The sequence below is a fragment of the Paenibacillus pinisoli genome, from assembly GCF_003605435.1.
Lineage (GTDB): Bacteria > Bacillota > Bacilli > Paenibacillales > Paenibacillaceae > Pristimantibacillus > Pristimantibacillus pinisoli.
In genome coordinates this window covers 243,987-265,686 of record NZ_QXQB01000003.1, presented here as the reverse complement: position 1 = coordinate 265,686, position 21,700 = coordinate 243,987, and the positions used below count along the sequence as shown (strand labels likewise).

Annotated in this window: 22 protein-coding genes; 17 read left to right on the top strand and 5 right to left on the bottom strand. The window is 50.3% G+C overall.

Annotated features, from left to right (window positions below; all coding sequences use genetic code 11):
- Positions 1-127: 127 nt before the first annotated feature.
- Positions 128-523, bottom strand: a complete 396-nt coding sequence (locus tag D3P09_RS14735; RefSeq protein ID WP_120111420.1) for a (deoxy)nucleoside triphosphate pyrophosphohydrolase — start codon at positions 521-523, stop codon at positions 128-130.
- Between the two features lie 166 nt (positions 524-689).
- Between D3P09_RS14735 and D3P09_RS14730 the strand changes: the two genes are divergently transcribed.
- From D3P09_RS14730 to D3P09_RS14715, 4 genes are all read left to right on the top strand, one after another.
- Positions 690-1,058, top strand: coding sequence for a GntR family transcriptional regulator (locus D3P09_RS14730; RefSeq protein ID WP_120111417.1), 369 nt, complete (start codon positions 690-692; stop codon positions 1,056-1,058).
- Positions 1,055-1,936 carry an ATP-binding cassette domain-containing protein gene (locus D3P09_RS14725; RefSeq protein WP_120111416.1) on the top strand — a complete coding sequence of 294 codons (882 nt, stop codon included), beginning with the start codon at positions 1,055-1,057 and terminating at the stop codon, positions 1,934-1,936. The genes D3P09_RS14730 and D3P09_RS14725 overlap by 4 nt, the downstream gene beginning before the upstream one ends.
- Positions 1,933-2,649, top strand: a complete 717-nt coding sequence (locus tag D3P09_RS14720) for a hypothetical protein (protein ID WP_120111414.1) — start codon at positions 1,933-1,935, stop codon at positions 2,647-2,649. The genes D3P09_RS14725 and D3P09_RS14720 overlap by 4 nt, the downstream gene beginning before the upstream one ends.
- A 203-nt stretch (positions 2,650-2,852) precedes the next feature.
- Positions 2,853-4,751 carry an ATP-binding protein gene (locus D3P09_RS14715; RefSeq protein ID WP_243644255.1) on the top strand — a complete coding sequence of 633 codons (1,899 nt, stop codon included), beginning with the start codon at positions 2,853-2,855 and terminating at the stop codon, positions 4,749-4,751.
- 46 nt (positions 4,752-4,797) lie between these two features.
- Here D3P09_RS14715 and D3P09_RS14710 read toward each other — a convergent pair whose 3' ends face one another.
- Both D3P09_RS14710 and D3P09_RS14705 read right to left on the bottom strand, forming a co-directional pair.
- On the bottom strand, positions 4,798-5,043 hold the full coding sequence (locus tag D3P09_RS14710) for an NHLP leader peptide family RiPP precursor (RefSeq protein WP_243644198.1): 246 nt from the start codon (positions 5,041-5,043) through the stop codon (positions 4,798-4,800).
- Between the two features lie 135 nt (positions 5,044-5,178).
- Complete coding sequence (locus tag D3P09_RS14705; RefSeq protein ID WP_120111411.1) at positions 5,179-6,102, bottom strand: hypothetical protein; 924 nt, start codon at positions 6,100-6,102, stop codon at positions 5,179-5,181.
- A 341-nt stretch (positions 6,103-6,443) separates the two neighbouring features.
- Between D3P09_RS14705 and D3P09_RS14700 the strand changes: the two genes are divergently transcribed.
- The 13 genes from D3P09_RS14700 (at position 6,444) to trhA (ending at position 19,375) form a co-directional block, all read left to right on the top strand.
- On the top strand, positions 6,444-7,010 hold the full coding sequence (locus tag D3P09_RS14700) for a C40 family peptidase (RefSeq protein WP_120111409.1): 567 nt from the start codon (positions 6,444-6,446) through the stop codon (positions 7,008-7,010).
- A gap of 326 nt (positions 7,011-7,336) precedes the next feature.
- A complete protein-coding gene (locus D3P09_RS14695) occupies positions 7,337-8,956 on the top strand; it encodes an extracellular solute-binding protein (RefSeq protein WP_120111406.1) in 1,620 nt (539 codons plus the stop codon).
- A gap of 73 nt (positions 8,957-9,029) precedes the next feature.
- A complete protein-coding gene (locus D3P09_RS14690) occupies positions 9,030-10,004 on the top strand; it encodes an ABC transporter permease (protein WP_120111404.1) in 975 nt (324 codons plus the stop codon).
- Positions 9,998-10,861, top strand: a complete 864-nt coding sequence (locus D3P09_RS14685; protein WP_120111401.1) for a carbohydrate ABC transporter permease — start codon at positions 9,998-10,000, stop codon at positions 10,859-10,861. The genes D3P09_RS14690 and D3P09_RS14685 overlap by 7 nt, the downstream gene beginning before the upstream one ends.
- Positions 10,862-10,919: 58 nt before the next feature.
- Positions 10,920-13,172, top strand: a complete 2,253-nt coding sequence (locus D3P09_RS14680; protein WP_120111398.1) for a helix-turn-helix transcriptional regulator — start codon at positions 10,920-10,922, stop codon at positions 13,170-13,172.
- A gap of 21 nt (positions 13,173-13,193) precedes the next feature.
- Entirely contained in the window at positions 13,194-14,207 is a 1,014-nt protein-coding gene (locus D3P09_RS14675) for a zinc-dependent alcohol dehydrogenase (protein ID WP_120111396.1), read from the top strand.
- A 5-nt stretch (positions 14,208-14,212) separates the two neighbouring features.
- Positions 14,213-14,866, top strand: a complete 654-nt coding sequence (locus D3P09_RS14670; protein ID WP_120111393.1) for an SGNH/GDSL hydrolase family protein — start codon at positions 14,213-14,215, stop codon at positions 14,864-14,866.
- A 94-nt stretch (positions 14,867-14,960) separates the two neighbouring features.
- The gene (locus tag D3P09_RS14665) at positions 14,961-15,995 is read left to right on the top strand and encodes an NADH:flavin oxidoreductase/NADH oxidase (protein WP_120111391.1); all 1,035 of its coding nucleotides are present in this window, start codon (positions 14,961-14,963) and stop codon (positions 15,993-15,995) included.
- 141 nt (positions 15,996-16,136) lie between these two features.
- Complete coding sequence (locus tag D3P09_RS14660; RefSeq protein ID WP_120111388.1) at positions 16,137-16,496, top strand: LapA family protein; 360 nt, start codon at positions 16,137-16,139, stop codon at positions 16,494-16,496.
- Between the two features lie 11 nt (positions 16,497-16,507).
- The gene (locus tag D3P09_RS14655) at positions 16,508-17,446 is read left to right on the top strand and encodes a TRM11 family SAM-dependent methyltransferase (protein ID WP_120111384.1); all 939 of its coding nucleotides are present in this window, start codon (positions 16,508-16,510) and stop codon (positions 17,444-17,446) included.
- Between the two features lie 31 nt (positions 17,447-17,477).
- A complete protein-coding gene (locus D3P09_RS14650) occupies positions 17,478-17,678 on the top strand; it encodes a hypothetical protein (RefSeq protein WP_120111381.1) in 201 nt (66 codons plus the stop codon).
- 278 nt (positions 17,679-17,956) lie between these two features.
- Positions 17,957-18,649, top strand: coding sequence for a lipase family protein (locus D3P09_RS14645; protein WP_120111379.1), 693 nt, complete (start codon positions 17,957-17,959; stop codon positions 18,647-18,649).
- Between the two features lie 81 nt (positions 18,650-18,730).
- Entirely contained in the window at positions 18,731-19,375 is a 645-nt protein-coding gene (trhA, locus tag D3P09_RS14640) for a PAQR family membrane homeostasis protein TrhA (RefSeq protein WP_120112470.1), read from the top strand.
- Between the two features lie 8 nt (positions 19,376-19,383).
- Here the strand turns inward: trhA and D3P09_RS14635 are convergent, their stop codons facing one another.
- Positions 19,384-20,205, bottom strand: coding sequence for a lipase family protein (locus D3P09_RS14635; RefSeq protein ID WP_243644195.1), 822 nt, complete (start codon positions 20,203-20,205; stop codon positions 19,384-19,386).
- Positions 20,206-20,314: 109 nt separating this feature from the next.
- Complete coding sequence (locus tag D3P09_RS14630) at positions 20,315-21,523, bottom strand: magnesium transporter CorA family protein (RefSeq protein WP_120111374.1); 1,209 nt, start codon at positions 21,521-21,523, stop codon at positions 20,315-20,317.
- Positions 21,524-21,700 lie beyond the last annotated feature (177 nt).

Sequence of the window (21,700 nt, the reverse complement as noted above, 5' to 3'; positions counted from 1 at the left end):
GCCTTTTCCTCCTTTTGAATGAATAAAATGTGTTCCTCTCACATCGTGCCGAAATTCCTTGTTGTTATCATCTACAACGCAAGAACGGTTTCAGAAGTTACAATTCCTCAGCATCATGATGCAAGGTTCAGATCATGGTGATTAAGGCATCTACGGTCGGCAAATCTGCAGGGGCCCATTCCAGCTCTGTCAGACGGTTAACCGGAAGCCAGATCAGCCTCTCGTGCTCACGCGCCGCTGGGGTGCCGCTTGCCAGACTGGATTCATACGTGACGAGTCGTACCCGAATGGTCGGATACTCGTGAACAACATCGGCGATTAAGCGTCCAACCTGAATGATGCAGCCCAGTTCCTCTTCAATTTCCCGCACAAGGCATTGCTCCGCCGTCTCCTCCGCCTCCAGCTTGCCGCCAGGAAACTCCCATAGTCCAGGCATTGACATCGTCCGGGAACGCAGGGCGCATAGAACATATCCGTCTTGATTGCGGATGACAGCCCCTGCTACATGTATAGTTTTGGTCATTTGAACCGCTCCTTTGCTTCATTAACCGCTCCCTTCACATGGTAGGGCAAACCATTTTGGCACGCAAGATTTATAGATTTTTTCCAAAATAGGCTTGACGCTGATGATTAGAAGTTGTATGGTTAGTTACATAAGTAATGAACCATATAAGTAATGAGGTGATGGCATGTTTGATGAACGGAGTCCGATCTACCAGCAGATCGCTGATCAAATCAAGGCTGACATTATATCCGGCGCATTGAAGGAAGAGGAGCAGGTCATGTCGACCAATCAATATGCAGCATTTTACCGGATTAATCCGGCAACGGCGGCGAAGGGCTTCCAGCTTTTGACGGAGGAAGGCATTTTATATAAGAAGAGAGGGATTGGCATGTTCGTAAGTGCGGATGCAAGGCAGGCGCTCGTTCAGGTGCGCAAGAATCGTTTCTTTGAAGAAGTTGTCGACCGGATGGTTGAGGAAGCAAGACAGATCGGCGTGCCGATTACGGATATTTTGAAGCATATTGAAGCTCGAAAGGAGGGTGAGGGACAATGACGCTAGCTATAGATGTAAGAGGTGCAGGGGTTCAGTACGGACGCACGGTAGCGGTGGAGAATGTCTCTTTCAAGCTGGAAGGGGGCAAAATCTACGGCTTGCTAGGGCGCAACGGTTCGGGCAAAACCAGCTTGCTGTCGCTGCTTGCTTCCTTCAGGGAACCTACGAAGGGTGAAGTGCTGATCGACGGCAAGATCGCCTTCGAGAATGCGGAGATTATGAGCCAGGTATGCTTCATTCAAGAGAACGGCCATATGATGGACGGCTACAAGGTGAAGGATGCGATCAAGCTGGCAGCAAGCTGCTGGCCGAAATGGGATGAGCAATATGCGAATCATTTGCTGGACCTGTACCAGCTGCCGCTCAAGAAGAGCATCTCCAGCCTGTCGAGAGGCATGAAGTCAGCGCTTGGCGTTACGCTTGGCCTGGCAAGCCGGGCGCCTGTTACGATATTCGACGAGGCATATCTCGGCATGGATGCGCCTACGCGTTATGCCTTCTATGACGAGGTGCTTCGCGATTATATGGAGCATCCCCGCACCTTCATTCTGTCGACGCATCTCATTGAGGAAGTAGGCAATTTGTTCGAAGAGGTGCTCATCCTCGACAGAGGGCGGCTGCTCTTGCATGAGGAATCCGACACGTTGAGACAACGGGGGGTATCCATTACAGGGCCGGCTGAGCGGGTGGATGATTTTGTGATCGGATTGCAAGTGCTCGGGGAACAGCGGCTTGGCGGGACGAAGTCCGTGACAGTCTACGGAGAGCTGAATCAGGAGCGTGTGAATCGCGCACGTACGGATGGATTGGATCTTGGCCCTGTGCCTCTGCAAGATCTGTTCGTTCATTTGACGAAGAAGGGAGGCGAGGGAGCATGACAGCGAAGCGCAAGCATCCCGTGCTTATTGTATCTAATAGTTTATGGTCCGGCTATCGTGCCTCGCTAATCGGGTATTGGATGATCTTTGTTGTTGTCTTTGTAGGCATTAATTTGTTTCTGCCCAATAACTTATCCGACCAGATGGAAACTCAAGGAATTTGGGCGGGAGCCGGCTTTTCGCCGAAAGTATATCTGCTGGTCATTGGCATTTTGCTTACGCCTGTATCCATGACGAGTTATGTCTCTAATGGCATTACCCGCAAGCATTTTGTGGGAGGCACCATTTTATTAAGCATCCCGATGGCGCTTATCAGCGCTGTCGTGATGACTCTCGGCTTTCCTGTGGAGCAATTGCTGAGGGACTGGGTTGGAGGGAAAGAGATTATGGCTAATCCTTCGCTGCTGCAATCTGGCGTGGAATTTTTCCTTGGGTTTCTGGCTTATTATGTTGTAGGATGGATGATCGGAAGCGGCTTCTACCGTTATAATTGGAAGGCTGGCGTTGTGATCTCCATACTATCTCTCTTGCCTCTTATATTAATTGAGGCAGTGGGCAGCAATGGAACAATGGAGCTGTTCGGATCCGCGATTGCATGGCCAGAGATTCCTTTCATAGTAGAGATGCTGCTGATTTTGTTCATTGTTGCGATTATTATGGCCATCAATTATGCGATGCTTCGCAAGGCGGCTATTAAGCGAAAATTGATCTAAACGATGTGTCCCGTTATGTCCCGGTGCTTATCACTTCTTCATGGAGTGAGAGGCAACCGGGACATTTTTTTTGCAAAACAGCCCATTTAGACTGTTGCTATTATTTTTGGAATAGAGGAAAATGTTAGTAGGAAAATTTTGCTGAAGATTGTCGAATTATGAAAAATATTTCAACGTGAAGAGGTTGGTCAACGGTGTCAACAATGGGGGAAACACGAGGATTTATACATAGAATTGCCATCTCATTAGTTCTTTTGTCCTTTCTAGTGCCTTGGGCCCATCTGCATGCCGCAGGCGAAGAGCAAGTCAGCGCCATTACGGAGTGGCAAATGCTCTGGGAGCAGCCCGGCGAAGAGATGACAATCGAGCAAGTCAGCGCGCTAGGCGACCAAGATGGCTGGTTCCCCGTGAAGGCTGAAGGGGAGTACCCGGTACTCCCAGAGGGAATCAAATCGGCGTGGTTAAAATTTCAATTACCAGAGCTAAGTCTTAATAGACCAGCTTTAAATATTTCCAAGCTCTATGCTAAGGATATGCTTATTTATATTGAAGATAGCATAACGATGGAGCGTCACAGGAATTACTCATATGATATTAATGAAGTAATTGTCCCATTATCAAATGTAGAATCTTTTAAAACGATATACGTGAAACTTGTTGTGAATATAGAAAGATTAGGGTTGCAGAACCCAATCGAAATTGGGGAATACGATGACTTATATAGAAATTATATTAAATTTGATTTAATTGATGTAGTACTAGGTACCGGATTAATATTTATTGCATTTTTTATGATGGTAAGTATGTTATTTCTAAGTCGAAGGTTCTTGCCGGGATGGAACTCGCTCTTTTTAGTAATGTTGACAATTGGCGTCATGATATTTACTTACTCTTCATTTGTCGATAAGTTTTTTCCTGAATATGGGAAAGTGGTTTATATCCTCTTTGATGTTGCTTCATCTCTGTTAATTCCAGCACTATTTTCATTTTTCGAAAAAATATTTGGAAGCGGACCATATGGGTTAATCACAAAATATAAAACTATTCAGAAATATTTTATAGTGTTTTATCTCTGCTTATTAATAGCGAGTTTATATTCTGATACCATATCCCAGATATATTATAGTGTTGGGTTTATTGGTTTCACGGTTTCTATCCTGATTGGCAACATAATATTATTAGTATCGTTAGCCTATCAATTCAAAAGTAAAAATAAAGAAGCTATGATATTATCAACAGGAATTTCTATATTCGCCGGGGTAGTGCTATTAGAGCTGCTTTGGTACTTTTACAATAACAAATTATATAAGATGTTCTATTGGAAAATTAGTATTCTATTTTTCCTGGCATCGCTCATTATTATTTTAGTTCGTAGGGTAATGCACAACTATGAGCAAGCCATTCAATATTCAAAACAGATAGAGATATTCAACAACGAGCTACAAAGGTCTGAAAAAATAGAATTAATCAGCAATCTAGCAGCATCAATCGCACATGAAGTTAGAAATCCATTGCAAGTAACAAGAGGCTTTTTGCAATTGTTGGGTCAAAAATCTAACGATAGAGACAGAAGTTATATGACATTGGCAATAGATGAACTGGACCGAGCATCAGAGATAATCACTGATTTCCTTACATTTGCAAAGCCGGATTTAGGTGAAGTAAAACAAATTGATGTCTCAGAGGAATTGCAACAAATTGCAGCTATCATAGCTCCATTAGCAACAATGTCAGGAGGATCGGTAAAATTAGACTGTGACGAAGCATTATTAATCCGTGGAAATTCATCAAGATTTAAGCAAGCACTAATTAATATTATAAAAAATAGCATCGAAGCATTGGGGGAAAATGGAAAGGTTGAGATAAATGCATATAAAAACGAAAACAATGATGTCGTAATTGAAGTTAAAGACAATGGAGAAGGTATTGACCCAGAAGATTTAAAGAGACTAGGAGAACCATATTATTCGAAGAAAACCAAAGGTACGGGATTAGGTCTAATGGTTACTTATCGAATAATCGAAGCGATGAATGGGAATTTGAAATTTGAAAGTACAAAAGGCATCGGAACGGAAGCTTATATAACAATTAGATCAGCTTAAAAATAAAAACCGTCGATCTCTTATTGCGAGATCACGGTTTTATTTATTAAATCCATCTTGGTCCACAGACCTGAGTAGGCGCACTATCGTTATCATCTGGCTTCTTAGGCAGAACCAGGTAGAATGTATCATCTGTTTCTTCCAGCACTTTGAGGTTGAATTCGGCAGGAATATCGATACCAAATTCAGCTGCAATGGCGGACTTCGGATCCGCTAGAAGCTTTTCTTTAAACGCGCTGTCGGACCATGCTTTCTCAATAATCTTCTCTCGTAGTTCCTTTTCGCTTGGCACCGTAATCATCCTCTCAAATATGTATAGGATTACCAAGAATAGGATAGCATGATTATTCGACATTTACTACAACTTTTTTACTAGATTCTACAAAATACTAGGATTTGAGGTCTAGGAAAATAGGCTTGTGTGACGCTAGCCCAAAAAGTTGATGCCGCCGCCCAGCGCTTTGCGTTTCGCCTTTTCGATCCCGTCGGCAATTTGTCGAAGGCTGCTCGCCATATAGTAGTGGTATTCCTCAATCGAGGGAATGCGATAGCCAAGCCTTAATAAGCTGTCGTGATTGCGGTTTGCAATGTCCGCATACCGATTCATGCAGCCAAGCACGTAGATTTGCGTGCGGACCGCCTCCTCTGTTAGCGAACCCAAGGCCATGTCCTTCTCGGAAGCTATCATTGCGAGCAGACCGTTATAGCTTCCTTCCTCCATATCCTCTTGCCAGTCCGCCCAGTCGTCCAGCATCTGCAAGGTCATCAGCGCCAAATCAATGGATTGCTCGGTTTCTTCGATCCGTTGCTCATAACCGCCGAGCAGGCAGGCGCCGACGGCTGCTATTTTGACAGGTCCTGCCTTGCCGGCAGTACGAATAGGATCGTTCACAAAGTAGTCCGCCGAAGCCTCATTGACGACGCAATCCGCCCATGTCGTCACATAGCGGTCGTAGTAAGACCAGAATGGGCTATCGGAAGAGAACAGCTCCCGAAACAGGGCATACATCTCCAATTGCAGCAGGCTCGCCAGAGAAAGTTGAGACTTTATCCCTCCCGCATGCGTACTATCCATTACATCATCAAGAATAAAAAAGTAAAGCATGCCATATATATTGGCAAGCGCCAGCCTATGGGACTGCTCGTCCGAAATGCCGGTAACCTCCTGCATCCAATACGGAAGCAAGGCGCATATGTAATCTTTGCCCTGATCAGACTCATCCACGGGGTTGAATTTCTCCGCGTAGGCATGACCGATAGCCCCAAGAGGCGGCGGAAATTGCGAGATGCGGAGCTGGGCTTCGCGAAATGCAGATGTCAGTCTTGCAGCGTGTCTTTGGTACCAGTCCATTGTAACCGATCTCCCGTTCTTGAATAGAGTAGGATATGAAGGGAACAAGCTATCTCCTACTATATCACGGCGCCTCGAAGTGCACCTGCAAATGCTGGAAGAACATGAATTATTTTTGATGACTCTTTTTATTTGATAGGTTGAGTAAAGCTGGAAAATCCAGTAGAATGAAGAAGGATTGATGACGTTCATAAAAAATTCACTTTTTCTCTTTCATGAGAGACTGGCACAACTGGACTAAAGTCGAGGGTCATCTATTACCTGAGCAGGTTAATAAATTGCGTCTCCTGCATTAAAGTTAATACCTAGAAGAGTTCTTTCATGTGGAGGTCAGAAAGGTCATGAACCGAGATAAAGAAATATATGTATTGCTTACCGATACCGGAACCGTTTTAACCAAAATTATAAGAACCTTCACGAAAGATCCGCTTAACCATGCATCGATTGCCTTTGACAAGGATTTGAACGAGGTATACAGCTTCGGCCGCAAGAATCCCAGCAATCCTTTTTTTGCGGGATTTGTGAGAGAGAATGTGCGGGGCGACTTTTTCGAGGAGTCGATGTGCGCATTGTACCGCTGCAAGGTCAGCCAAGCGACGTACAACAGCATCCGCAACCAAATCAAGCATTTTGAACAATATCAGGATCTATACAAATATAATCTGGTAGGCATGCTTGGCGTCGTATTCAATATCGAGTGGGAACGCCGTTACGCATACTTCTGCTCACAGTTTGTAGCGACCGTCTTCGAGCGAAGCGGCATGAGCCTGGTCAACAAATCACCGCTGCTGGTGACGCCAGGCGATCTGCAGCATACGCCGGAGCTGGAGCTGGTGTATCACGGCAAGCTTCATTCCTATGCAGGCTGCGATGCCGTGCCGGCCGCTAGCGCATTCCGTACCGCTTAATATCAAAGATCTCTGCGACAGAGGTCTTTTTTTTATTGTCTGCCAATCGGCAGAGACTGGCTGCTGAATTCAGCAACGAGCCTGCTTGTATTTACGCCGCGCTGCTTTAGCAATTTCAATCGGTTTAGCAAATTCCACTGCTACGAAACCCATGACAGGACTGTGTTCATAGGGATTATGATCATATGCGGAAGCAAAAAGACGACAGAAATGAAAACGCTTTATTTACGAATGCAGCAGCCTCTCTATACAATGTGAATCAGCCGGATGAGGGTCGAACATACAGCATGGAATTAGCCAAACCATACCACAGGGAGGAAACAGAGATGTCCAAGAAGCTAATGACAATTGTGCTTGCCTTGACGCTGGTCGCATCTATGCTTGCTGCGTGCAGCGGCAATGGCAACAGCGGGGGCACGGCGCCGCCGCAGTCGCCGCCGCCTTCAAGCGACGGAGATATTGACGGGGGAGAAGCGGTGAATCCATATGGAGATACGGGAGGGCTGACGCTGCCGCTCGTCGATAAGCCAACCACGCTGACCTGGATGCTCGTCAGCGAGAACCCGGTCAATGACAAGATGATTGTAAAAGAAATCGAGAAGCGCACCGGCATCAAGCTTGATATTCAGAACTATTCCTCGGCGACGTATCAGGATAAGCTGCGGATGACGCTGGCTTCGGGCAAGCTGCCCGATATCTTTCATGGACTCAAGCCATCCGAGCTGAAAAAGATCGGCCAACAGAAAGCCGTAGTCGCCATTAACGATTACGCAGATATGCTGCCGAACTTCAAGAAGCTGTATATCGACGAGAATCCGTCGGTTATCGCTTCCCATGGCGATCAGGACGGCAAGCTGTACAGTTGGCCTATCTATAATATGAACCGTGATGTCAATCACGGCATGATGTTCCGCAAGGACATTTTCGACAAGCACGGAATTGAGGAATGGACGAATACGGATGAGTTCTATGACGCGCTCAAAAAATTGAAGGAACAATACCCGGATTCGTATCCGATGGCATCCAAGACAAAGGAATATATTTTCCGCGATCTGGCTTATGGATGGGGGCTTGGGGGCGCCAGCTATCCGGCATATTTCGATGAATCGGAGAAGCTGTGGAAGTTTGCTTCTACGCAGCCGGAGCATAAGCAAATGCTTGATTTCCTGAAGAAGCTGTACGATGAGAAGCTGCTTGATCCTGAATTTCTGACCGATACGCCGGATTCCTGGACGTCTAAGATGACGACTGGCAAGTCATTCGTCACATGGGACTGGATAGGCCGTCTGGACTTGTTCTACAACCAGATCAGCGCGGAAAACCCGGACTATGATATGCGTTACGCTAATCCGATTGGACCGACAAACAATATTAGGACCCTGGCTAAGATCGATACCAATTTTGGCATCGCTGTAGCCAACAACCAGAATAAGGAGGCCGCGCTTAAGCTGCTGGATTATTTGACAAGCCCGTCGGGTGCCGCTCTTGTTACGCTTGGCGTGGAAGGCGAGACCTTCAACTTTGATGCAACTGGGAAGCCGGTGTATCCGGAGCTTACGGATGTCCCGCTGGTCGACATTAAGGTGCTGGAGGACCGCTATGGTCTATGGCTGGAGGGCATGTATCTGGCCCCTGATCGACGCTCCGTCTATTACAACTTCACCGAGAAGGAGCAGGAGGCGCAGGACAAGATCGTATCGGCGAACAAGTTCGAGCCCATGGACCCGGAGCTCAATCTGACGGATGAGGAAATCGCTATTGTCGCGGAATATCAGGTAGCTATGGAGAAAGCGGCCAATGAGTTCAACGCGAAGTATGTTCTTAACAAGTCGTATGGCGAGAAAGAATGGACAGCATGGCTGAAGACGGCGGAGAAGCTGGGCGAGAGCAAGTATATGGAAGTGTACAACGCTGCACAGAAGCGTCTGGATGCTGCCGCGAAATAACGATCGGCCAGGATGCTGCGAGCGGCGTCTGCCATTGGACGCCGCCGCTATCCTCGTAAGGAGGGAAGGAAACATGGCAAGTCCAGTCACCGGGACGGCGGTCAAGGAGAACCGGCGAGGCTCCGCCTCATTCCGTTCAAGGCTGCAAGCAACCTGGAAGCATATGAAGCGCGACCGGCAGCTTCTTATTTTGTTTATTCCATGCATTGTTTTTTATTTGCTGTTCCGTTACGGCCCGTTGTACGGGCTGATTATTGCCTTCAAGGATTACAGCGTCTTTCAGGGAATTATGGGGAGCGACTGGGTGGGGCTGAAGCATTTCACCAAGTTTTTTACGGGGGATGACTTCTATCTCTTGTTCAAAAACACGCTGCTGCTTGGATTCTACTCGCTTATCTTCGGGTTTCCCTTCCCGATTATTCTGGCGGTTCTGCTGAACGAGGTAAGGGTGAAGTGGTTCAAAAAATCGGTGCAAACCTTTACCTATCTGCCGGCATTTCTATCCGTCGTCATCATCAGCAGCATGATTATTGACTTCTTGTCGCCCGGGAGCGGCATTATTAACCAAATCATCGCATGGTTCGGATTGGAAAAAATCTATTTCCTCATCCTGCCGGAGTGGTTCCGGACGGTCTATGTCGTATCTGATATATGGTTGACTGCCGGATATGAAGCCATCATCTATCTTGCAGCCATATCGGGCATTAGTCCGACGCTGTACGAAGCCGCAAGGGTAGACGGAAGCAGCAGGCTTCGCAGCATCTGGCATATAACCTTACCCGGGATTCTGCCGACAGTGCTTGTGATGTTCATTCTGAAGACGGGATCGATGATTCGCGTCGGCTATGAGAAGGTGCTGCTGCTTTATACGCCGACCACCTATGAGGTCGCCGATGTCTTCTCGACATTCGTCTATCGCAAAGGTTTGCTGGAGACGAACTACAGCTATGCAGCGGCTGTCGGCATGTTCGAAGCGCTGATTGCCATGATTATGCTGCTTGCCGCTAATTTCATCAGCAGAAGGCTAGGAGGTCGCGGCTTATGGTAGGAGAATCACGAATTACGCTGTTCGGCATCTTGAACGGCTTGGTCCTTACGATCGCAGCTTTGGCTACACTTTATCCGATCGTATATATACTCGCTATCTCGCTTAGCGGCACTTCTCAGGTTATTCAGGGCAGCGTGTGGCTGTATCCGATTGATCTTAATTTCAAGGCGTATGCGGATGTGCTGAAGGATGTCCGCATTCCGCGCGCTTATTTGAATACGATATTGTATACGACGCTGGGTACGGCGATTAATCTGCTTGTAACGGCAATCGCTGCCTACCCATTGTCGAAGCCGGATTTTCTGTGGCGCAAATATTGGATGCTCGGCATTGTGCTGACTATGTTCCTGAATCCGGGCATAATTCCGAATTATTTGATCGTCTCGGAGCTGGGGCTGACGAATACCGTATGGTCGCTGGTTATCCCGAATGCAATCTGGACGATGGAGCTTATTATATTGAAGAGTTTTTACGAGAGCATGTCCTCGCAGGTGCGGGAAGCCGCGCTTATTGACGGCGCGTCGGAATACCGGATCCTGTTCAATATCGTCATCCCGCTGTCGAAGCCGGCGCTTGCATCTATCGGCCTGTTCTATTTCATGGGCCATTGGAACAGCTTTTTTCTGCCGATGATTTATTTGAACGACTCGGATATGTACCCGCTTCAGGTCGTGCTCCGGGATATGCTAATTTTTAATGAAGGCAGCGGGGCTGGGCTGGTGGACGCCTCTGCGCTCGCGCCGCAGGCGAAGAAGAATGCGACGATCGTATTGTCGATGGTGCCGGTGCTGCTCATCTATCCGTTCGTGCAGAAGTATTTTGCCAAAGGTGTCATGTTGGGGGCGGAGAAGGGGTAGCTGCTCTCTTTGTAGAAATAGTTGAGATACAGCATGGGCAGAAAGGGTGGCCGACAGGATGAAGCGATTGTTGAAAAATCAAGGAACCTTCCAGATTTTCTTCGCAATGCTGCTTGTCATCGGAATCATGGTGATCTCCATGTACTATCTCTACAGAAATTCGATCTCGGGCATTTACGACCGGATGACAGAGAACAATTCCCTTGCCGTGAAGGCGATGATCGGCTCCTTTGACAACAACTTCCGATCGATCAACAATTTGATTCATTCCATTCATATGCTGCCCTATAACGTGCTAGAGCCGGACGATGAAGGGCATGCGGATATGTCCGATGTTTATTTGCTGCAAGATAATTTGTCATCGCTCGTGTCCTCAGTCGATTTTATCGAGGAGGCGGTCGTCTTCTACGATGATTATGATCTAGTTATTACTTCATCAGGGACGAGCGGCCTTCCAGCATTTTTCAACCAGAAGTATAAGCATGACCGGTTCAATGCCAGCTACTGGCGCACTTATATGAAAGAGCGCAACTCGTTCAAGCTGTTCCAGGGCGAGTATTACCGCATCTCGTCGGATACGTTCAAGGAAACGAGCAAAAAGCTGATGGTCGCGGCAGGCGGCAATAAGGTCAGATTGTCCAATAAAAATGTAATTCTCCTTATTAATGAAAAGGCATTCATGAAGCAAGTCAGCCAAAACCTGATGATTCCAGGCGCTTCGCTAATTGTACTGGATGAGAATCAACAGGTCATCTATACGACAGATTCGGCGCTGAACATTACGGGCATGATGGAAGAGGTTTATTTGAGCTCGACCCAGGAAGCTTCGCTGACCCGGGAAAACTATGAATACCATTTCTACAAGTCGGACTTTAACGGGTTTATTTATATCGAGAAGATTCCGTTCCAGTTCCAGAACATCGATTCCGTCTCGCAGGCGAACCGGCTTATTATGTTCACCGCCATCTTATGCGCCATCTTGCTGTCTATCCTGCTCAGCATCTATCTGAACAAGCCCGTGAAGCGTATTCTGCATCAGTTGGGCGGACGGCATAGCGGCAATGACTTTGCCAAGATTTTGAGCGGAATCAAGCATATGCAAGCGGAGAACGACATTTATAAAAAACAATTGGCATTCGTAGATGGAGAAGCGCGCAGAGGAATTCTGCTGCTTGCTCTAGATAACCGCGAGCTGTCCGCTGAGCATGAGCTGCTTATCCGGCGTTATGAATCGGACTTCTTCCTGAACAAGCAGTTCGTCATGGTCATGTTCCGCTGGAGCACTCCGGCAGGGGAGGGGCCGCAAGTATCTGCGGAGTCGATTGCAGAGCTGCTTCAGACAGGGCTTCGCGAGAGGCAGGCTATGGCGAATGTCTACCATGAGAGGGAGCTGCAATTCCTGGCGCTGATCGGCATCAGGCAGGCGAGTGAGCGCGATACCTTGTTCAAGCTGCTAGGCTTGCTGCTCGGCCAGCTCCAGCATGGGGAGCTGGCCGGTAATACCGGCGTTGCATGCGTAAGCAAGGTATATGCGTCGGAGCTCGCGAATTGCAGCAAGGCTTATCAAAGCCTGACAAGCGCTATGGCTTACCGCCATGTCAATGAAAAGGCTTCTGTCATTGATGCGGGCAAGCTGGAGTATGAGTGGAGCATGCCGCTGCCGATCGAGAGGCTGGAGAAGCTGGCCAGCTTCGTTATGAACGGCAAGCTGAAGGAGAGCAAGCTGGTCATAACAGAGACGCTTCGCGAGACGGCGGAGCGCAATGTGCATCAGCATCAATTCGCATATATTGCGAAATCGCTACTCTATGCGATGGTCCGTCATGCGGCTCCTTCCGCTAACCGGAACGACCAGCTGTACCTGCTTGAGAGCGAGTTTCTCCGCTGCGCGGAGACGTCAGCTGACCCTGAGAAGCTGGAGCAGCTTCTTCATGAAGCGGCGCAGCATATCGTGCAGCATAGCGCGACTGTCGAACCGGCGAGCAAGCTGAACAAAGCGTACATCGCCCAATATATTGAACTGAACTATATGCGCAATTTGTATCTGGATCAGCTGGCGGAGGTAACAGGCACTTCGCCTAAGTACTTCTCCAGCTACTTTAAAAAAACGTTCGGCGTCAACTATGTGGAGTATCTGAACAAAGTGCGGTTGTCCCATGCGCGCGAGCTGCTGAGGCAAACAAGCTACAGCGTATCCGAGATAGGAGAGAAGACCGGATATCTGAATTCCTCTACCTTTACAACGACATTCAAAAAATATTACGGCATCTCGCCGAGCGAATATCGCAAACAAAAACAAAATACGGGCTGACAAGCACAGGAGGCTAACGGGATGAAAGCAGTTGCCACGCAGCACGGAAAAATCGTAATCGCCGAAATGGAGAGGGCGGAGACTCCGCCGGGCCATGTGCTGATCCGTACGGAATACTCAGCAATCAGTCCCGGCACGGAGATGGGCTTTGTCACCCGCGGCGGGGATGCGCTGGCTCCTCTGGGCTATAGCGCTGTAGGGATTATAGAAGACATAGGCGCAGATGTCATAGGCCTCCGGCGGGGACAACGCCTTGCTTGCTACGGCGTGCCATATGTCCGACATGCAGAGTGGCTGAACGTGCCGACCAATCTGACCGCTGTCGTGCCCGATCACGTCGATCCGCAGGAAGCGGCCTTCGCCGGGCTGGGCGCAATTGCCGTTCATGCGCTGCGCGTGGCGGATCTTCGCTTCGGCGAATCGGCCATAGTGGCCGGGCTTGGAACACTGGGCAATCTGATCGTCCAGATTGCCGGCGCCGCTGCGATTCGGACCGCTGGAGTGGACATCAGCACAGAGCGGGCGGATATGCTGAGAAGGCAGGGGTACCCTCAGATGTACGACGATGCGGCCAAGCTCAGCGCCAATCTGAGCGAGGCTGCGGGAGCGGGCGGAGCGGACGCGGTGCTGTTGTGCGCCGGCGGTCCGGGAGAGGCGTTAATCAATCAGGCGCTGGAGTGGATCAGGGATCGCGGCAAGGTCGTTATCGTGGGCGATCTGTCTATGGTGTTCTCCAGGGCGCTTATGTTCGCCAAGGAAGCGCAAATCCTCATCTCGCGGGCTGGCGGGCCGGGGCGGTACGACCCGCAATATGAGCTGGAGAATCGGGATTATCCCCGCGGCCACGTCCGGTGGACGGAAGGCCGCAACATCGCAGAGTACATTCGCTTGCTTAGTGAAGGCCGCATCTCAATGAAGCCGCTCATTACGGGCATCTACCCTCTGGAGCGCGCTGCGGAGGCCTATGAGAACTACAGAGTGCCTGGCAAATCGATTGCTACGCTTATCCGCTACCAGGCAGCCGAAACTTTCTGAAGGAGATGATCGAAGTGTCCAGTCCTGTTATTCAGAAGAGCGAGACCGTATTGTTTATCGGGGACAGCATAACCGATGGGGGGCGCAACTATAGTGATCCGCACAGTCTGGGAAGCGGCTATGCGCTTATGGCTGCAGGTATGTTCGGAGCCATGTATCCGCATCTCGGTGTCAAGTTCTATAACCGGGGCATCTCCGGCAATCGAGTCATCGATCTGGAGAGCCGCTGGCAAGAGGACTGCATCGCCTTGAAGCCAGACTGGATCAGTGTCATGATCGGCATTAATGATGCGATGAGGCGCTACGACCGCGATCAGCATACGCCAGCGGATAGATTCATCGGCATCTACCGGAAGCTGCTGCTGGAGGCAGCCCGGAAGTGCGGATCCAAGCTCATTCTGATCGAGCCTTTCGTGCTGCCGCAAGCGGAGGTTCATAGGCAATGCCGCGAGGATCTCGATCCCAAGATCCATGCCATCCGCGATCTGGCGGAGGAGCTGGGTGCTATCTACATACCGCTCGACGGGCTTTTTGCACAAGCGAGAGCAACCGCATCCATTGCCTATTGGGCGCCGGACGGCGTCCATCCTACTCCTGCCGGACATGCGCTTATGGCTAGAGCCTGGCTTCAGGCGGTTGGAGCCGGCGGGCCACTCTGAATACTTGCAAGCTTATGACCGCAGCAGTACAATAGATAACCACGTACCGTTCGAACGGCGCGGTCATAGACAGATTCAGGGAGGGAAGAAACCAATGAGTGGATTTACGTTAGAAACGCCCTTTGCCATGAAAGGACTTCAGCTTCGCAACCGAACGGTCATGGCGCCTATGTGCCAGTACAGCGTTACGGAGAAGGACGGCATTGCCAATGAGTGGCACTATGTACACTATACATCCAGAGCCCTTGGAGGCGTTGGGCTCGTCATCGTGGAGATGACGAATGTCGAGCCGGACGGCCGGATTACGGACCAGTGTCTGGGTTTATGGTCCGATGACCAAATTCCGGCGCTGAAGCGTATTGTCGATGCTGCGCATGAGCATGGCGCCAAGATCGGCATCCAGATCGCGCATGCCGGGCGCAAGGCACAGGATGCAGAGCAGCCTGTAGCGCCATCGGCTATCGCGTTCGACGAGACATACAAGCAGCCGCGCGCTTTGACAACGGCAGAAGTGAAGGATATGGTCAAGAAATTCGGAGAAGCCGTCCGCAGGGCGGTAGAAGCCGGGTTCGACACGATCGAGCTGCACGGCGCGCACGGATACCTGATTCATCAATTCCATTCGTCCCGCACGAACACGCGGGATGACGAATATGGGCAAGATCTGACGCTGTTCGGCCGAGAGGCTATTGCCGAAGCGAAGAAGCATATGCCTGAGGATATGCCGCTGTTATTCCGTATCTCTGCGCTCGAATATGTCGAGGACGGCTACGGCATTGACTACGGGATCGAGCTGTGCCGCGCTTATCTCGAAGCAGGAGTCGATCTGCTTCATATCTCTACAGGAGGCGAAGGCACGCCTGCTCCGGCCAAGCGGCCGAAGGTTGAGCCTGGCTTCCAGCTGGAAGCCGCGCATACGGTGAAGCAAGCTCTGGGCGTACCGGTGATTGCAGTCGGCATGCTGGATGATCCTCACTTCGCAGCCGAGACGCTTGCGACTGGGAAGACTGATCTGGTGGCGATTGGACGCGGCTTGCTGCGCGATCCGTATTGGGCGATCCACGCGATCAAGGAGACGGGCGGCGACTTCCGCGCCCATGTGCCGAAAGCTTATATCCGCGGCTATTAATTATCAATAAAGGAAAAGGAAGGGCTGGCCTCTTGTCACAGGACGGGGCCGGCTCTTTTTTTGCCATACGGAGATCCCCTTACCACTAGACTATTTGGACTAATTATGAGAATCTAATCCTAAGAACTGGAGGGATCATTCATGAAGGGACAAGGCATACTGATATCGGCATTCGCATTTGCGCTGGTTATCGCAGTATTCGCAGTCATTAATGTGGATCAAGTGCAGGTGAATTTCTTATTCGCGAAGACGAACACACCGCTTATTCTCGTTATTCTCGTATCGACGCTGCTTGGCGGACTGACTGTAGGGCTGTTCGGGATGCTGCGGATTTATAAGCTTCAGAAGACAGTCAAGTCGCTTGAGAAGCGCATAGCGGAGGGACCGTCTGTATCGGATAAGTTCGAGGCAAACTATGCGTACGATGGCGACAAGGAATCTCTCTCTTCAGAGGAGCAGCCGAATAGCGTGGCGGATGGAGCGGACGAAAGCAAAAATTAAGGTGTGAGAGCATGAAAGCCATCTATACATATGCAAGGCATGAAGACGAGGCGGAGTTATGCGCATTGGAGCTGGATTCCCTGTTCGGGTGCGAGGCGGCTATCGGGCCTGGCATCGTATCTGTGCAGGCGAATGAAGACTTGCCGTCCGTGAACCGAAGCCCATTCTTCAAACGGCGCATTCGCATACTGGAGGAAGCGGAGAATCTGACTGAGCTTACGGAGCGGCTTGCCCTGCTTGAGCCTGTGAGCGGAAGCTTTAAGGTGCTGTACACGGAAGGGGACGAGCATCACGATTATGAAGAGCGCCGCAAGCTGGAGCGAACTGTCGGTTCCGTCATGAAGGGCCAGGCAGAGATGCGCAGGCCGGATAGGCAGTTTGGACTGATCCGTTACAAGGGGGGCTGGCTGTTCGGACCGAGCGAGGACGCTGAATCGATATGGCTCAAGCACCAGAGCAAGCCTCAAAATTATTCCACTGCGCTGCCAACCCGCGCGGCCAGAGCGATCGTGAATATTGCTGCCGGGGAGGCGAAGCCGGCGTCTCTGCGGTTGATCGATCCATGCTGCGGCATGGGTACGGTGCTTATCGAGGCGATGTCGATGGGCATTGCTATAGACGGGATAGACCGCAACCCCCTTGCAGTGCGGGGAGCGAGGCTGAACCTGGCTCACTTCGGCTATCCCGATAAGGTGATGCTTGGCGATATGCGGAATGCGGCGAAGCAGTATGACGCGGCGATCGTGGACATGCCGTACAACCTCTGCTCTGTCTTGCCGGAGGAGGAATCGCTGGATATGCTGCGGGCTGTCCGAAGAATGGCGGGGCGAGCGGTCATTGTGACGACGGAGGATATCCCGGAGCGTTTCATCAAAGCGGATTTCAGGGTAAGGAATCAGGCAAGGCTGTCGAAAGGCTCTTTTACGCGGTATGTAAGTGTAGTAGAATAGTAATGATTGGAGCATAAAGCGAGGTGAACCTATGTCTACGAATGAACAAAACGAAGCTCAGCCGTCCAAGCCGTTATCCCAGGCCGAGCGCGCCAAGCAATTGCTGGCTCAGAAGAAGCAAGCAGCCTCCGGCGGCAAGCCAGGTCAGAAGCATCTTTCAACCGGGACTCAGGAGCTGAAAAGCCAGAACACAAAAAAGGTTAACAACCAGCGCAAAAAAATGGGCGTATAACACGCAATATCATGAACGGAACGTCAGCCGCGAGAAGCGATTGGCGTTCTTTTTATATTTGACGGATTCGCAATCCGCCAATGTGTTGAATAGGATATAGCCTAGTTGTCATGTGAGCGCTGCCAGCGGCAGTTGTTTGCATGAATTGTTTTTTGGACGGGTGTTGTGCCGGGTTGCAAGTGTGGTCGGAACTGACAGTGAAATTCAAGAATGATTATCCCGGAGTCCCCGCATAATGAGGATAACGACACATCGATATTTCACTGGAGGGATTCTCTATGGCAGTGAGTACATCGTCGCTCCGCGTCTATCTGCTTGCCGGAGTGAAGACAAACCCTTGCTCCTTCAATGCATGCCAGTCCAGGCTTACTGAGCAGCTGCATGCGGAAGGAATTGAACATACGATACAGGTGTTATTTCCTTACGGTGACGCCAGCCGCAGCTTAATGAGGCAACTGATGGAGGTCAAGACGGACTTGTCCAATCGGATGCGGGCAGGCAGAATCGGAGGCAAATATGTATGGCAGCAAATCAAGGATACCGTCAAAGGGGAGAAGGCGCTATTCATTGGTCATAGCGGTGGAGGCGCAGCTGCTTACCAGGCCGCCCGCATGCTGGTCGAAGAGGGCTCCGTGCGGGACTTGCGCGTTGTACAAGTCGGTTCGCCGCGAACGCCGATCGATCCTGTCCTTAAGGATCGGGTCAGCTACTTTCACTCCATCGACAACCTGGGCAAGCTGAACGACCCCATTAGCCGCATTGGCAGCTGGGGCGGGTGGACGAGAGCGGGGCGGACCATGCCGACCTGGAATCGCTTCAAGTATGCGCCGGGATATGTGGAGGGCATTCCGACGGTGGGCGGACATGCCGATTACTTCCGCAATACGGAGCCATTTATGGATACGGAATCGGTATGCAATCTGGATAAGACGATCGGGCGGGTGCGGGCGTGGTTGAAAGAATGGCTGTAATCCATTAGACTTGAAGGTAAGCATCATACCATGACGCTTCCTGCATGTTCGCAGGCCGCGTCGGAAGAGGATGGTTATCTTATGGCTAATACTCATACATTCTCCAAAGGCGAAGAGATTGCCAATGCGATTACGCATGGCATTGGCGCGCTGCTCAGCATAGCGGGGCTTGTGCTGCTCATTGTATTCGCATCTCTAAAGGGCACGGCCATGCATGTCGTCAGCTTCACGATTTATGGCTCCGCCATGCTGCTGCTGTATTTGGCTTCGACTCTTGTCCATAGCTTTCCGATTGGAAAGGCCAAGCGCGTATTCGAATCGCTTGACCATTCATTAATTTATGTCTTTATTGCGGGTACGTATACGCCTATTCTGTTCCATATCGTCCAAGGAGCGCTTGGTTGGGTATTGTTCGGCATTGTATGGGGAATCGCCATCGTCGGAACGGTATTTAAGTCGATTTTTCCATCCAGATACCTGTTCACCTCCACGATATTGTACATCGCAATGGGCTGGATTATCGTATTTGCATGGAAGCCGCTAACGACGCATTTGGCGCCAGGCGGCCTGCAATTGCTTGTAACTGGAGGCATTCTGTATACGGTAGGCACCATCTTTTATATGTGGCGCAGCTTCCCGTATCATCATGCCGTATGGCATATGTTCGTATTGGCGGGATCGATTGTTCATTTCTTTGCTATTCTGCTTTACGTTTTGCCGGCATAGAGGCATCCTTATTCATCCTCGACAGCCGGACACCAGCCCGGAGGCTCAGCGCACATCAGTGCTGCGTCTGCGGGTTTTTCTTTGGCCAAATCGGAGAAGTAGCTGGATAAGATATGATTGCTGGAGACAGAGCCCATGCGGAAGGAGCGCTGTACTTCGCCTTTGACGTGCAAATAGAAATACGTGCCTTTCGTTCGCGGCGATTGATAAACAAGCGGAGGCAGATGCGGCACGATATCGAATTCGTTCTGGAATCGGAAGTGTAAAGGTACGATGTAATTATAGGCTTGCACGAATTTGGGATCGCCGACTCTAGGGGCGCCAAAGGTGTAGACCATGGGGGCCAGGAACGGCGTATTCGCTGCGATATCCAGCGCTGCCAGAGTAGCAAGAGCGCCGCCAAGGCTATGGCCTGTAATAAACAAGGGCTTGTCGTATGGAAGCTGCCCGAGCAAGGCATGCACCTGATCTCGCGCGGACATATAGATATCGGTAAAGCCTTTATGTGTCAGTCCTGCATTGCGGACAGGGCGATAGACCGTCTGGTGCGCGATGAAGTCTGAAACCCAATCCACCGCGGAGCCGGTGCCTCTAAAGGCTAATATAGCGCATTGCTCAGACACGATCAGGAAGCCGAAGCGTTCCTGCCGCTGATCATAAGCGTTCGCAGCGGTAAATTCCCCTACCAGACTGTATGAGCGGGGAACGAGGAATAAGCCGTCATCTTTGTTGTTGAATTGTACGTAAGTTTGTCCGCATACCGCAGCCATGAACAGCGCAGTCCCCAAATCCGGCTCCATGCCTCTCGCATGCTCCGATTCTGACATCATTGTCATCCCTCCGTCGCAACCGACTGATGGGATAATGTATGTGAATCGCCCAGAATAGGTGCTTGCACAGGCGCGCATATAAAAAACGTTCCCGTACTCAATCGGCGAATTACACGCGATTTTTTCGGGAACGCATAGCAAGGGAAGTCTGGGATGTATCGCCAGGTGCTGGCGCATGGCTGTTTTTTGGTTTCGCTGCTTTCTTCCGTTTGGCCTGCCTGCGAGAGCTGCGGCCTTTTTGCAAATCCGGCTTGTCTTCCATAAGAATTGGATTTCCTTTTTTGTTCAGCAAGTCGCCGGTCCAGCCTTTTTTATATAGCCAGATGTAGATGCCGATTGTAATGGCGAAGATGCCAATCGTCATGGCTGTGAAGCCCCAAGGGTGATCCTTGTACGGCAGATTGCTAAAGTTGCTTCCCATAAGCGAGCCTGCAATTGTAGCAGGGAGGAACAGAACAGTGAAAATCGTGAGCGTCTTCATAATATCGTTGCCTCGGAAGCTGGATATGGCATCGTCCATGGATATTAGGGTATCGATCTCCAGTGCGTAATGCTTCAGCAGCGTCTCGATACGCTCCAGCTTATGCGTGATGCGGATGAAGGCTTCCTTGTCCCCCAGATCGTCTGTGAACGACTCCTTAGCCGCTCCGTACAATTCTCTGATTGGAATAAAGAGATGACTCCAGTGGAGAAGCTCGTACCGTCTCTCGAAGATAACATCAAGCAATCCGGTCTGATTGCGCTGCCTCATCGTCTTCTCCAGCTCGCCAAGTCTGCGCTCAAAGCCGTCCAAGCCGGTGTGGAAGGTCTCCAGCAGCACGCTGATCATAATGAAGAAAGCTTCTGGCGCAATCTTGCAATCATCGAACTTCAGCGTATGCGAGCCGGATTGAAGCCGTAATGGTACCCGCATATCTTCATGCATCGTAACCAATCGGCTTCGAGACAGCCAGAAGTGGAAGGGCTGCAAGTCGGATTGATCCTCGGTCACCTGGATCATCAAGGTGCCGCACAGAATGGAGCCAATCACCGGCTGTTCGTCTACATATATATGATTCGTTCGTCTGCCCTGGCATTCATCCAGCCATATTGCGCATTCCGGAAATTCGCGTTTCAACTCCGTAATGTGCTCTTCGGCTTGCGATTGTGCTTCGGACACCGTAGGTTTTGGTTTTGCGCGTGTCAATGCAGGTGCATCTTCGCCTCTAGCGGCGGCCTTCCTGCTCGGGAGCGGCTGCTGATCCAGGGGCTCGTATCTGGCTTGCTGAACGACATGCCATTCCCAGCCCTCGGGATACCGAAGCATCCGATGAATCATCCTTCCATCCCCTTTGCTCGTTTTCTCCCATATCTACACAACATCATACCCCGAACTTGGCTAGCCGCACAACCTGTTGCTCCTAATCTGACGTTATTTGTCAAAATTCTGCTTCAAGCGACAAATTCGATTGATTCCGAGTGCCATTGGGCATACCAACTGAAAGGACCAATAGCT